The organism is Vibrio ouci (assembly GCF_004551525.1).
Lineage (GTDB): Bacteria > Pseudomonadota > Gammaproteobacteria > Enterobacterales > Vibrionaceae > Vibrio > Vibrio ouci.
In genome coordinates this window covers 167727-180828 of sequence record NZ_SATR01000004.1, presented here as the reverse complement: position 1 = coordinate 180828, position 13102 = coordinate 167727, and the positions used below count along the sequence as shown (strand labels likewise).

The 13102-nt window shown below is 46.1% G+C and carries 12 protein-coding genes; 6 read left to right on the top strand and 6 right to left on the bottom strand.

Annotated elements, in window-relative coordinates; translation table 11 throughout:
• Positions 1-10: 10 nt before the first annotated feature.
• From pal to ELS82_RS04845, 4 genes are all read left to right on the top strand, one after another.
• The gene (pal, locus tag ELS82_RS04860; protein WP_134834456.1) at positions 11-541 is read left to right on the top strand and encodes a peptidoglycan-associated lipoprotein Pal; all 531 of its coding nucleotides are present in this window, start codon (positions 11-13) and stop codon (positions 539-541) included.
• A gap of 15 nt (positions 542-556) precedes the next feature.
• A complete protein-coding gene (gene ybgF / locus ELS82_RS04855; protein WP_134834455.1) occupies positions 557-1327 on the top strand; it encodes a tol-pal system protein YbgF in 771 nt (256 codons plus the stop codon).
• Positions 1328-1466: 139 nt separating this feature from the next.
• A complete protein-coding gene (gene nadA / locus ELS82_RS04850; protein ID WP_053438524.1) occupies positions 1467-2528 on the top strand; it encodes a quinolinate synthase NadA in 1062 nt (353 codons plus the stop codon).
• A gap of 101 nt (positions 2529-2629) precedes the next feature.
• Positions 2630-3673 carry a potassium channel family protein gene (locus ELS82_RS04845; RefSeq protein ID WP_134834454.1) on the top strand — a complete coding sequence of 348 codons (1044 nt, stop codon included), beginning with the start codon at positions 2630-2632 and terminating at the stop codon, positions 3671-3673.
• A 47-nt stretch (positions 3674-3720) separates the two neighbouring features.
• Here ELS82_RS04845 and ELS82_RS04840 read toward each other — a convergent pair whose 3' ends face one another.
• From ELS82_RS04840 to ELS82_RS04820, 5 genes are all read right to left on the bottom strand, one after another.
• Positions 3721-5043 carry a CoA-disulfide reductase gene (locus tag ELS82_RS04840; protein WP_134834453.1) on the bottom strand — a complete coding sequence of 441 codons (1323 nt, stop codon included), beginning with the start codon at positions 5041-5043 and terminating at the stop codon, positions 3721-3723.
• A 76-nt stretch (positions 5044-5119) separates the two neighbouring features.
• Entirely contained in the window at positions 5120-6526 is a 1407-nt protein-coding gene (locus tag ELS82_RS04835) for a cation:dicarboxylate symporter family transporter (protein WP_134834452.1), read from the bottom strand.
• Positions 6527-6566: 40 nt separating this feature from the next.
• Positions 6567-6950, bottom strand: a complete 384-nt coding sequence (locus tag ELS82_RS04830; RefSeq protein WP_134834451.1) for a RidA family protein — start codon at positions 6948-6950, stop codon at positions 6567-6569.
• Positions 6951-6974: 24 nt separating this feature from the next.
• On the bottom strand, positions 6975-7643 hold the full coding sequence (locus ELS82_RS04825; RefSeq protein WP_134834450.1) for a helix-turn-helix transcriptional regulator: 669 nt from the start codon (positions 7641-7643) through the stop codon (positions 6975-6977).
• Positions 7644-8069: 426 nt separating this feature from the next.
• Positions 8070-8639 carry a UPF0149 family protein gene (locus ELS82_RS04820; protein WP_134834449.1) on the bottom strand — a complete coding sequence of 190 codons (570 nt, stop codon included), beginning with the start codon at positions 8637-8639 and terminating at the stop codon, positions 8070-8072.
• A 127-nt stretch (positions 8640-8766) separates the two neighbouring features.
• Between ELS82_RS04820 and ELS82_RS04815 the strand changes: the two genes are divergently transcribed.
• Together ELS82_RS04815 and ELS82_RS04810 are read left to right on the top strand one after the other, a co-directional pair.
• Positions 8767-11199 carry a hybrid sensor histidine kinase/response regulator gene (locus ELS82_RS04815; RefSeq protein WP_134834448.1) on the top strand — a complete coding sequence of 811 codons (2433 nt, stop codon included), beginning with the start codon at positions 8767-8769 and terminating at the stop codon, positions 11197-11199.
• A gap of 223 nt (positions 11200-11422) precedes the next feature.
• Positions 11423-11872, top strand: coding sequence for an L-alanine exporter AlaE (locus ELS82_RS04810; protein WP_134834447.1), 450 nt, complete (start codon positions 11423-11425; stop codon positions 11870-11872).
• A gap of 105 nt (positions 11873-11977) precedes the next feature.
• Here the strand turns inward: ELS82_RS04810 and ELS82_RS04805 are convergent, their stop codons facing one another.
• Positions 11978-13075 carry an alkene reductase gene (locus ELS82_RS04805; protein ID WP_134834446.1) on the bottom strand — a complete coding sequence of 366 codons (1098 nt, stop codon included), beginning with the start codon at positions 13073-13075 and terminating at the stop codon, positions 11978-11980.
• Positions 13076-13102: the final 27 nt, after the last annotated feature.

Genomic DNA, 13102 nt, shown 5'->3' with positions numbered 1-13102 from the left:
AAAGACAACAATGCAACTTAACAAGGTTCTTAAAGGGCTTCTAATTGCGCTGCCAGTTCTAGCAGTTACAGCATGTAGTTCAAGCGACGATGCAGCAAACGCGTCTGGTTCAACTGAAACTAACCAAACTCAAGTAGTTGACAACAACACGGCTGTATCTCCAATTGATGCAAACGGTCAACTAACTGAGCAAGAGCTAAAAGAGCAAGCACTACGCGAAACTCAAACTATCTACTTCGCTTTCGACAACGCGACTATCGCGGGTGACTACGAAGCAATGCTAGCTGCACACGCTGCATACCTAAGCAAAAACCCAGCTCTTGAAGTGACTATCGAAGGTCACGCGGACGAGCGTGGTACTCCTGAGTACAACATCGCACTAGGTGAGCGTCGTGCTAACGCAGTTGCTAAGTACCTACAAGCGCTAGGTGTTCAAGCTGATCAAATCTCTATCGTTAGCTACGGTGAAGAGAAACCACTTCTTCTAGGTCAATCTGAAGATGTATACGCTAAGAACCGCCGCGCAGTTCTAGTATACTAATCAAGGGATTAGCCTATGTTCAGTAACCTTAAGCGCGTTGTTACGCTTACGTTACTGGCAAGTGCAGCGGGCAATGTGCTCGCTGCACCAGCTCCAGTATCCGATCTAAGCGGTAGCAACACTGCCACTTCTTCATCGTCAGTTCGTGGTAACGAGTCTGATGTCCAGCGCTTAGAGCGCCTATTGGAAAACCGTAATCGTGTACAGTTGCAAATGCAGCAGCAGTTAGACGATATGGCTCTAGAGATCAGCGACCTACGCGGACAACTAGAGAAAAGCACTTACGACATGCAGCAAATGTTGAAGCGCCAACGTGAATTGTTCATTGAACTGGACAAAGTACGTAGCCAAGCATCAACGCCTGCAGCTCAAACAGAAACCAAAACACCAGAGAAGCAAACCGGTGGCACATTCAGCTCTAATGTTGATGAGCAAACCGCTTACCAAAATTCTGTTGATTTGATTCTGAAAAAGCGTGATTACACTGGTGCGATTGCTTCATTCCAACAGTTCCAAAAGGACTACCCAGATTCGACCTTCACGCCTAACTCTCATTACTGGTTAGGTCAGCTTTATTTCGCTAAGAAGCAAGATAAAGATGCGGTGAAGAGCTTCGCTGCTGTAGTGTCTTACAAAGATTCAAACAAGCGTGCTGATGCGCTAGTTAAGCTTGGCGACATCGCTCAGCGTAACAACAACGCACAGCAAGCGAAGAAGTACTATCAACAAGTGGTTGATGAGTATCCAAATAGCGCATCGGCCAAACTGGCCCAAGAGCGTTTATAGCCAAGATACTTTGGCAAAATCTAAAAGGAGCATTTGATGCTCCTTTTTGTTCTATATCTAATTTGACTCGAAACTGGAATCTACTCAGTCGTTGAGGTTACAATACTCGGATTACTGGAAGTAGCGTAGCGCAAGAGCAATGAGCCACATATTAGATACAATCGAGACAGTTTACCCATTCCCACCAAAACCAGTCCCACTATCAGAAGAAGAAAAACAAGCGTATACCGCCAATATTAAAAAGCTTCTGAAAGAGAAAGACGCGGTTTTGATCGCCCATTACTATACCGATCCTGAAATTCAAGCACTGGCTGAAGAGACAGGCGGTTTTGTTGGCGATTCTCTTGAAATGGCCAAGTTTGGTAACCGTCACCCAGCAAGCACACTGATCATCGGTGGTGTACGTTTTATGGGTGAATCAGCCAAGATCCTAACGCCTGAGAAACGCATCTTAATGCCAACGCTTGAAGCAGAGTGTTCGCTTGATCTAGGTTGCCCAGCTGACAAGTTCTCTGAGTTCTGTGACGCGCACCCTGACCATACCGTTGTTGTGTACGCCAATACTTCAGCAGCTGTTAAAGCACGTGCTGACTGGGTGGTAACATCAAGTATCGCTCTTGAAATTGTTGAGCACCTAGACGCTGAAGATAAACCCATTATTTGGGGTCCTGACCGCCACCTAGGTTCATACATCTCAAATAAAACTGGCGCAGACATGCTGCTGTGGCAAGGCGAGTGTATCGTTCACGATGAGTTCTCAGCTGACGCTCTACGCAAGATGAAGTCTGTCTACCCAGACGCGGCTATCCTTGTTCACCCAGAGTCACCAGCAAGTGTTGTAGAACTTGCAGACGCAGTGGGTTCAACAAGCCAGTTAATTAAAGCTGCTAAAGAGCTACCGCATCAGCAGATGATTGTCGCGACTGACAAAGGTATCTTCTTTAAGATGCAGCAATTAGTGCCAGAGAAAGAGCTTATCGAAGCGCCGACAGCCGGTGCAGGTGCAACCTGTCGTAGCTGTGCACACTGTCCGTGGATGGCGATGAATGGCCTGAAAGCGATTGAAGCAGCGCTTCGTGAAGGTGGTGCAGAGCACGAAATCTTCGTTGATGAAGCATTACGCGTTAAGTCTCTTATCCCGCTGAACCGAATGTTAGATTTCGCAGAACAGCTAAATATGCAAGTCAAAGGCAATGCATAAATAGAGAGTTATCACAGTTCTTAAAACCAGCCGCACTTGGCTGGTTTTTTATGTTTGTGGTTAGGCTTAAATACAACCACAGTGTTTCATTAAGGAGTGTTATGACTCTTTGGCTATCATTTAAAAAGTGGCTGAACTCCCATTTATTTAACCTCAGCAATCGCAATCTGGCCTTTTTGGTTCTTGCCTATATTGCGCTCTCTTGGGGGTTATTAACCCTAAGTGGTGAGCATTCACTTACCCATGACCTATCTACTTTTGTTTACTTCTTGATGGTAACAGCCTCAACGGTTGGCTATGGGGATCACTCTCCAGAGACTGCGGCAGGTAAGTGGGTGGTGATCTTATTTATTATCCCGGGTGGTTTGACCCTTTTTGCGGCATTAATTGGTCGCTTAGCAACAGGCGCGGTCGAGTACTGGCGCGCAGGAATATTAGGTAAACGGAGAGTTGGTGTGGAAAATCACATATTGCTATTAGGTTGGAACGGTCAACGTACAATGCATTTGATTCGCATGCTGCAACACGAAGAAGAGGGCAAACGCCCGATCGTGTTATGTAGCCGCTCAGATATTGAAAACCCGCTACCTGGTCAAATAGGCTTCGTAAAGGTCAACAGCTACACCGATGCCCAAGAGATGGAAAAAGCGGCGATTGATAAAGCGAGCTGCATAGTGGTGGATAACCTCGAAGATGACATTACGCTCTCTGCTGCGTTATACAGTGCCAACATTAACCCTAAGGCGCACTTGCTGGCTTATTTCAAAGACGAAGCGCTGAGTAACCTGCTTAACCAGCATTGCCCAAATGCCGAGTGTATTCCTGCGGTAGGGGCTGAAATGTTAGCTAAAGCAGCCGTGGACCCAGGTTCAAGCGCGCTGCACCAAGAGCTATTGGCATCGACTCGCGGTATGACTCAGTATTCGACGATATATCCAGAAAGCTTAAATAGAATCACGGTTGAAGCCGCATTTCATTATATGAAGAAAGAGTATCAAGCCACATTGATTGCGCTTGATATTGGTAATGGAATTGAACTTAACCCGGAGCTAGAACGAGAAGTGATAGCGGGTAGTAAACTGTTTTATATTGCCGATGAGCGAATTGAATCGTTTGATTGGACGGTATTAAACAAGGACAACTAAAACCAATAGGGGGCTCGTAAGCCCCCTTTGAATATTGGTCAATAACGCTATTTTGCCACGTTACCTGCAACGTTGAGTGCATCCCATGTACGTGCAAATGGTGGTGCGTAGCAAAAATCCATATAGCCTAGCTGCTGCGTCGTCATTTTCGCGGTGATAGCAACAGCGAGAGCGTTGATTCGGCCGACTGCACCTTTCTTACCGACGATTTCACCGCCAAGTAGAACCTTGGTTTCTGGGTGGTACACCAGCTTCACTTTAATGTCTTCTTGGCCTGGGTAGTAATCGGTTTGGTTTTTATCAGAAATGGTTGAAACCTTCACATCCAACCCATGCTCTTTGGCGAGCAATTCCGATACGCCAGTACATGCCAATTCGTAGTCCAGCACTTTTAAACAAGACGAACCCAAGAAGCCACTCATGTACGTGTCTTTACCTGCAAGCTTATCCGCCATCATACGCGCTTGTTTGTTGGCGGTAGTTGCAAGTGGAACATACACAGATTTGCCAAGCGCCATATGGTGAACTACCGTACAGTCGCCAACAGCGTAAATATTAGCGTCTTCTGTTGCGCCAAACTCGTCTACGAGCAATGCGCCGTTAGCTGCCTTTGGTAGTTCGAATGATTCCGTGTTTGGTTTAAAGCCAAGTGACATGATCACCACGTCTGCTTCTACATTGCCGTTGTCGGTTTCTACGATATAACCGCCATGCTCTGCGTCGCGAATCGCTGCTACGCTACAACCGGTTTGAAGCTCCGCACCCGATTCACGAATCGCGCCTTCTACCACCTCGATCATCTCTGGGCTGAACTGACGGCTCATCACGTGTTGTTCACGCTCGATGATGGTGACGTGTTTACCTAGTAGATGTGCGGCATCAAACACTTCAAGTCCGATAAAGCCACCGCCAATCACGCACACGCGTTGTTTGTTGCTGTCCTTAAGCGCTTTTTTTACTGCCAAGCCATCTTCCATGCTGGTTAGCGTGTATACGTGCTCTGGGTTGAACTCGCCAAATGAAGGAACGATTGGGCGTGCACCGGTGGCAATAACCAACATATCGTAATCAATCGTGCTTTCTTCGTTTTGCTGGCGAACCGTGATCTGCTTTTCAGCGCGGTCTAGAGCGACCATTTCCGTTTCAATGCGAACGTCTAAGCCCGACTTAATCGCTTGTTCTGGCGTGCGAGAAATCATGCGCTCGGTGTCATCAAACATGCCACCAGCAAAGTAAGGTAAACCACACGCACCGAACGAGATGTAATCGCGCTTATCCAGCACAATCACTTCATCTGATGGCTGATTACGTTTGTATTTCGCTGCGAAACTCATACCTGCAGCGCTACCGCCTACGACAACAACTTTCATATTTATTACCTAAATAACCTGAACTCAGGAAAAACGGAGAGCACCCGCGTTGGGTGCTCTTTATTAAGTTTGGAAATTACACTGCTGCTTCTTTTGTTACTGTTGCAGTCACATCAGCGTTGTATTGCTCAGTGTTCAATGAGCCATTCTTCTTCGCGGTTAGCACGCCTGACAACATAGAGCCAGAGATGTTAAGCGCGGTACGTGCCATATCGATAAGAGCTTCGATAGAAACCAGAATCGCTACCACGGTAATGTCTAGACCCATGATGGTCAGTACCGCTACTGCTGCAAACGTTGCACCGCCACCAACACCTGCGATACCGAATGAAGCAATCGCGATAACCGCAATCAGTTGTACGATGAAACCTAAGTCAACTGGCATACCCATCACTTGCGCCGCCATGATAGCGAGCATTGCTGGGTAGATACCTGCACAACCGTTCTGACCGATACTGGTACCGAATGTCGCTGACATGTTTGCCGTTTCTTCGTCCACACCTAGACGTTGAGTTTGAGTTTCAACGTTGAGTGGGATTGCCGCCATACTTGAGCGAGAACCGAAGCCGAACACGAGCACTGGCCAGATTTTCTTCATGAATCGAGCAGGAGACAGACCGAACATAGACACCATCACGAAGTGGATAGCGAACATTACACCGATTGCCACGTAGCTTGCTAGTAGGAAGCGCCCCATTTCTGCTAGTGCGAACAAATCGTTAGTCATCATGAACGTCGTCATCAGAGCAAATACACCGTAAGGCGTCAGCTTGAGGATCTCACGAACCATAGACAGTACAACTTCTTTAGCAGAGTTGATGAAATCAACGAAGTTTTGCACTTTCTCAGGCTTACGGTTTTTCACTTGTAGGATACAGTAGCCAAGGAACATACCGAACAATACGGTTGATAGTGTTGATGTACGTTGAGAACCCGTTAGCATGTCGAAGATGTTAGTTGGGATGATAGACAGCGCCATGCCTGATAGACCGCTGCTCGCCATCGCATCTTGTGTTGCAATCAGAGAGTCACCACGTGCTTCGATAGCACTGTTAGTACCAATTGTGCTTACTAGCGCGTTTGCATCGATACCGAATAGGTAAATACTTGCGATGCCCACAGCTGCAGAGATAGCACAAGTGAAAAGTAGAATACCGATGATTTTTGGTGCGATGCGTGATAGCGCGCCGCCACCTTCTACGTTCATGATCGAAGAGATCATCGCCACAAAGACGAGTGGGATTACGATCATTTGTAGAAGCTTGATGTAGCCTTTACCGAACACAGAAATCAGTTCAGCAAAGCCTGACGTTGCAACGTTGCCTACGCCGAATACCAGCTGAATTGCGCCACCGAATAACAAACCAGCAGCCAGCGCGCTTAGTACGCGGAAGTTAAAGCTCTTCTTTTGTTTTTTGAAGTTCGCGAGTAACGCGTAGAACCCAAAGAACAGGATGCTCAATCCAATAAATGAAACGCTCATGAGAATCTCCTATTGATACCCATTTATGTCCGAAAGTCGGTTATTTTTTGAATGCAATGGCTTCAACTTCAACCAGTGCGTCTTTTGGTAGTCTTGCAGCTTCAACACAAGAGCGAGCTGGTGCGTTTTCGGTACCAAATACCTCTGTGTACACTTCGTTAAATGCGACGAAGTTTTCCATATCCGATAGGAAGCATGTTGTCTTCAATACGGTGTCTAGGCCAGCACCGCTTGCTTCTAGAACCGCTTTCAAATTCTCTAGAGACTGACGAGCTTGCTCTTGGATGCCGCCTTCAACAAACTGCATGGTTTCTGGAACCAATGGAAGTTGACCTGACGTGTAAACCATGTCGCCGTAACTCGTACCTTGAGAGTAAGGGCCGATAGCGGCTGGGGCTTGCTCAGTAGCAATGATCTGTTTCACAATATAACTCCTAAGTTATTAATTTTATTCTGATTTAAATTCACGGATAAACTTGTAAACCGCCTGACGGCTGATCCCAAGTTGCTCGGATACTTGTGTGGTCGTCTCTTTTAGCTCGAATACGCCGTTATCAAATAGGCAGCGAATGATGGCTTTGTTGCGACCTTTGGATGAAATCGTTTCGTCTTGATCGACTTCTTGGATGGCTGCATTCAACGCTTGTTGAATCACATCATTGGCGTTGTTGCTGAAGGTCTCACTGACTAAGGTTTGTGAGACATTACAGTGCGGCATCAAGGTCTTGACGATTTCAGGGAATGGGAAAGATAAGTTCATGTTGATGCACAGCATGCCAATTGGCTTTTGCTCTGGGCCTGCCAAAATGCACGTGGTCGATTTCAGTAGTGAACCATCTGCAGCATTGGTGAAGTAACTCTTTGGCGACACTTCGCCAGTTTTCTCAAATGTACGCCACATACGTAAACCAAGATCAGTAATCGGCGAACCAATTTCGCGGCCTGTATGATGGCCGTTGACGATCTTCACGACTGAATTTTCTAAGCTTTCAAATGAATGAATAACGACTTCGCAGTACGGGCCAATCAGATCAGCGATAGTGTCTGCTAAGCGAAAGTAGTTGCTTAAACATTTTCTGTCTTCGTCGGTGAATCGAACTTGCTTTACATTCATCATTTCGGTTTACATTTTTGAACTCAATGATTGCAAGCTACTCCTTTAGGGGTATTTGAGCAATACGCAGTAAACTTCTGTAAACCGTAAAAAAGTGTTTGAAACACCAACAAATATCGAATTTTGAATCTGATTTGCGAATGAATTTTGAACAGGATCACTAAAAACATATCAGTGCAGTTTAATTTCTTAAACCGCATCAAAGTTTAAATATTTAAAACCAAAGATTGCATTTTCGAACACTTTAATGATCTAGAACAAATTCTAAAGTTTGCTATAAATCACTGCGAGTTATTGGTGTGCTTTGTCCTATTTTTCTGCGTGATATAAGGGTCGATTTTGATAAGGGAGAGGAGGGGTAGTGAAGAAAGGCAGTATTAAAAATGGGGCGAACTTCGCCCCATTTATATTCACTCTAGCAAGCTGAATTTAGTTTGCTTCAGCCAGTGTTACACCGCGCATCGTTAGACCACACAGCATGGTTGGCATCGCATTGAAGATCTCTTCAAACTGCTCTAGGCCTTGAATACCTTGCTCTGCTAGCGTCGCAATCGATGTTTCTGGATCGTAAAGCATGCTCAAAGACAAAATCACGCCACCAAGTAGGGCGCTGTCTTCTGTGCCATCTGGCATGATGGTTTCCCAATCGTCTCTAGAAAGCTGCCAGCCTTGCAGTAGACCTTCACAGAAATCACGAGTTTGCGCTGTCACAATATCTTCTTCATCAAGTGTGCAGCCTTCAGGCCACTGCCAGGTATTATCAAGCAGTGCAGGGCGGTATTGATTCCAAAGTGCAATGATGTGCTCAATGTAAGTTTCGAGTTGCTCGCCATCGCTAAATGGTGCTACTTCTTCACCACCCCAAAGGAACGGTAGCCACTCTTCAGGCGGAAGAATATTAGGCGCAGCGGCCATCGCAGTGACGAAACCGTAAGTCTTAGCTTCGTTAATCAGTTTATCTTCTAGCTCTGGCAATGACAGCAGTTGTTGTAAAGTCAAAATAGACACCCTATTACAGTCAGGACTTGTGATGAGGCAATGGTAACAGCCAACACATAAGAGAAAAAGGTTGCTGCATTGATATATTCGCTATAATTTTTAATAAACGATAAAAATTCAAAGATTTATGGATATACGCTCGTCACTAAAAAGGAAGAGTATCATTGCCTTAGCTATTTACTTAGCTGTGGCGGTGGGGTTGATCGGTACGATTAACTATTTGGTAGTGGAGCCTCCAACGCGCGCCCAGCTAGAGCGAAACCTTGAATTACGCACCGAACTCATCTCTACTCAAATCAAAGAGCCACTCAATAAATCATTAGGCATTTTGCAGGGCATCGTCAGTATTGGTAGCACCGACGAGTCACAACAGCATCAAGCCTACCTACTGCACCAACTGTTTCTGCTGATCGACGATATCACCGTCAGTGGTGGGTTATGGCCAGTGCCTTATTCCATTGATGAGAGCAGTGCGTTCAAAAGTCTATTTTTCAACCGAGCCAATGATGGCCAGGTGGATAGAGTCTACTCATGGGATAATCCCGCATCCGGCGGCTATAACAAAGAATCTTGGTATACCTCGGTGGTGAATCAGCCTCAAGGTACCGTTTCTTGGTCACCTGTTTACATAGACCCGTTCACGCATGTGCAAATGATTACTGCATCGTCACCTTATTACAGTAATGGCGAATTCGCTGGCGTGGCGACGGTAGATATCTCTCTTGAATCGCTAATCGAGTTTGTACGCCTGCACGCAGAGGAATACGACTTAGGGGTGATCCTACGCGACGGCTACGGTGATGTGGTGACGGAGTATAACTTTCAGCTGGCTGAAAACATCTACATCAGTAAGAACACCTTTGGTGACTTTAATTGGAGCGTCGATGTCGTTAATGCTAAGCGACTGGTAGCCGAACAAGTCTATGACGTGGTCTCAAAAGTGGAAGCTGTGATTGTCCCTTTCATGCTGGCGTTCGTAATGCTTGGCTACTTCTTGATTAACCGTTTTCTTATCTCTCCCGTTGTGGTTGTCGCGAGAAGTGTGCAGGAGTCCAAAGAGGGCGGCAGCATCGACCTTAAGTACAACAGTAATGATGAGATCAAATACCTGATTGATTCGTTTAACCAGAAGACCGTTTATCTCGAAGAAGAGAAGGTTAAGGCCCAAGCGTCAACCAAAGCCAAAAGTGCCTTCTTAGCCACGTTATCACATGAGATCAGAACGCCAATGAATGGTGTACTCGGTACCGCTCAGATACTGCTCAAAAGTGACTTAATGAGTGAGCAACGCAAACATATGAAGACCTTATACGAATCGGGCGAACATATGATGACGCTGCTCAATGAGATCCTCGATTTCTCTAAAGTAGAGCAAGGGCATTTAGAGTTAGAGCGAGCGCCATTCCCGTTAGAGGCCATCATCGGCAGTATCAACAGTGTGTATTACACTCTGTGTTCTGAAAAAGGCTTACAGTTCAAAGTCTATTCTGAAGTGCCAGAGAGTCGTTGGTATCGCTGTGACAAAGCAAGGTTAAGGCAGATTCTGTTCAACTTGCTCAACAACGCGGTTAAGTTTACCTCACGTGGCTACGTGGAAGTGAGCTTTAAAGAAGAGTACAGAAACGGCCGTAACTTCTTAATTATCCAAGTGCGAGATACAGGGATAGGGATAGACAAATCCGTCCAACAAAAAGTCTTCAAACCCTTTGAACAAGCGGAGTCTTCAACTACTCGGCGCTTTGGTGGTACCGGGCTTGGCCTTGCCATCGTCAAGCAACTGTGTGATTTAATGGAGGGTGAAATTAAACTGACCAGTGGGGTTGGGATAGGGTCATGCTTTGAAGTTGCACTGCAGGTAGACATTGGTGAAGCGATCTTTGCCGAATATAAAGAGCGCAAGAAGCTCGATTACCATGGATTAAAAGCGCTTATTGTTGAAGATAATCGCACTAACTCAATCATCCTAAATACCTTCATGACCAATAAAGGCTTCTCGTGTGAATGTGTTGAGAACGGCGAACTGGCGGTTCATGAAATAAGAACGGGCGAATATGACCTAGTCTTGATGGACAACCACATGCCGGGAATGGATGGGGTAGAGGCGACGGCCGTTATTCGCGGTTTAAGTGGTGAAAAATCGAAGGTATTGATCCTTGGCTGTACTGCCGATGTGTTTAAAGATACTTGGCAGAGCATGCTAACGGCGGGGGCTAACTATATCGTCTCTAAGCCTGTTGATGAAACCGAGCTTGATGATGCGCTGCTGAGTCATTCTGAACAACTCTACCAATTTAAGCCTCATTTACTGAATTCGTCGCACAATAGTGGAGAAATAGAGTTAGAGGAACCTTTGATGATGTTCTTTATGGCGATTGAAAACGAGAATCTACTCTATGCGCGTGAGAGCTTTGTCCAAATTCAACGCCAGCTAGAAGCGATTCAGTCTCCTGCATTGGAAGCCAACCTCGCCAACATCGAGCACCATTTAGTGGCTGGCAACTTTCCTCCGCAAGATGAGTTAGACGTACTGACTGTACAAGTAAAAGATTACTGTAACTAACTTACGTAAATCTGATGGTTTTTTGAGCTCACATCAAAAAAGTAGCGGATATATCTAACTTTATTACCGATTATAGTTGTTTATTTACCACTTTGTTTTAACTTTGAAATCTAAAACTGCAAATTTAATGATTTAATAGCGATATTGACTGGCTGGTTTGCTTGGTCTTGGGTGTTTGTTTTGTCGTTTATTTAAAAGTGCAGTTTTTTGTGTTGGAGTTAAAATGAAGTCTCTTGGGCCTTTTTGTATCCGTAATGCCGCGGCTGATACGTTTGCGATGGTAGTTTTCTGCTTTGTGTCTGGCATGATCATTGAGATCTTTATTTCAGGCATGACCTTTGAGCAATCTTTAGCGTCTCGCACACTTTCGATCCCAGTCAACATCGCGATTGCTTTCCCATATGGCTTGTTCCGAGACTACGTTTTACGCCAAGGCGCTCGTATCTCAGACACTGGCGTAATGAAGAACATCTCCGACCTAGTGGCTTACGTGCTGTTTCAGTCACCTGTGTACGCAGCAATTCTGTTTACCGTTGGCGCATCAAGCGATCAAATCATTACGGCAGTGACCTCTAACGCAGTGGTATCTTGCGGTATGGGCGTGTTATACGGTTACTTCCTAGATATGTGCCGTAAGTGGTTCCGCGTTCCGGGCTATTACCAAGAAGCATAGAGGCAGGAAGCATAAGGACAGGAAGCATTATTTGCACCGCTAACAATTATTTAAGAAAGACGCTCAAGGGCGTCTTTCTTCCGTTTTGAGCTCATTTCCCCTTTATCAAGAGAGCTCAAGTGCCGGGTAGTCGGTATAGCCACGACAGTCGCCGCCAAACAGAGTCGCTCCATCAAGTTCCGCTAACGGTTGCTGATGCTTTAGACGATCAACCAGATCTGGGTTAGCAATAAATGGGCGCCCGAACGCAACTAAATCGGCATAGCCTTTGGCCAGTATTTCATTTGCCGTTTCTTGGCTATAGCCGCCTGCGACGATAATGGTATTGGTGAAATTGTTACGCAGCTCAATACGGAAATCCTCTGGAATAACAGGCGCGTCATCCCAATCTGCTTCAGACAAGTGCAAATAAGCGATATCTCGAGCTTGCAGCTGTTTCGATGCCTCTAAAATCGTCGGCACAATCTCAGGGCAGTCCATATCTTTAAACGTGATGAATGGAGCAAGTCTAACGCCGACTTTATCAGCGCCAATTACTTTGCTGACTGCATCAACCACTTCCAACAAAAAGCGAAGTCGGTTTGTGGTAGAACCGCCGTATTGATCATTGCGCTGGTTCGAGTTTGTACGCAAAAACTGGTCGATCAGATAACCATTGCCACCGTGAATCTCGACGCCGTTGAACCCCGCTTCAATAGCCCTTTGAGCCGCATGGGCAAAGTCTGCGATGACTCGGTTGATATCCTCTTGTGTCATGGCTCTTGGCTCAACACAGTCGACCATGTTGCCATTACCTTGCTCATCAGCAATCCAAACCTGCGTAGCAACGGGCTTAAGCGCGGAAGGGGCGATGGGTAACTCACCTTTTTGAAAAGTAGGATGAGAGACGCGGCCGACATGCCATAGCTGACAGAACATCGCAGCCCCTTGAGCTTGGGTCGCTTGGGTGATGCTTTTCCACCCTTCGACTTGCTCGTCAGTGTAGACTCCGGGCGTAAACGAATAACCTTGCGAGTCATCAGAAATTTGCGTCGCTTCCGAGATAATCAACCCCGTACTTGCACGCTGGTGGTAGTAGGTCGCCATCATTTGGTTTGGCACATTACCCGGCTGACTACTTCGCGCTCGCGTCATGGGCGCCATTACCATGCGGTTTTGTAGAGTTAGTTGCTTAAGCTTAGTGGCCTCAAAAAGTGTACTCATCGCTCTGTTCTCCAATTCGTGTTGATG